Raw genomic sequence first — 271 nt, 5'->3', positions numbered from 1 at the left:
AGTTCCGCCGTGAAGCTGCTGACATGCTGGATGCTGCGCGTCTTGCCAGTTACCAGCGCGGCAGCCGTAAACCGGTTGCTGATCCTGCGCCGGTTTATCCGCAAACGCATCTGAGTTTCCTCGCGAACGTATACAACCAGAAAGCGCGTGAATTTTATCATCGCTATGGTGTGCAGCTGATTGACGCGGCGTATGAAGCACATGAAGAGAAGGGCGAAGTCCCGGTGATGATCACCAAGCATTGTCTGCGCTTTGCCTTTAATCTGTGCCC

At 54.2% G+C, this 271-nt stretch carries 1 pseudogene; it reads left to right on the top strand.

Features of this window, described 5'->3' with window-relative positions:
• Positions 1-271: pseudogene (locus SB765_RS29860) on the top strand (collagenase-like protease); the annotation flags it as partial.

Origin of the sequence: Pseudomonas sp. SIMBA_067 (genome assembly GCF_046534675.1) — a bacterium.
Lineage (GTDB): Bacteria > Pseudomonadota > Gammaproteobacteria > Pseudomonadales > Pseudomonadaceae > Aquipseudomonas > Aquipseudomonas putida.
The sequence above is the reverse complement of the archived record's forward strand: the minus strand, read 5'-3'. Positions and strand labels throughout refer to the sequence as shown.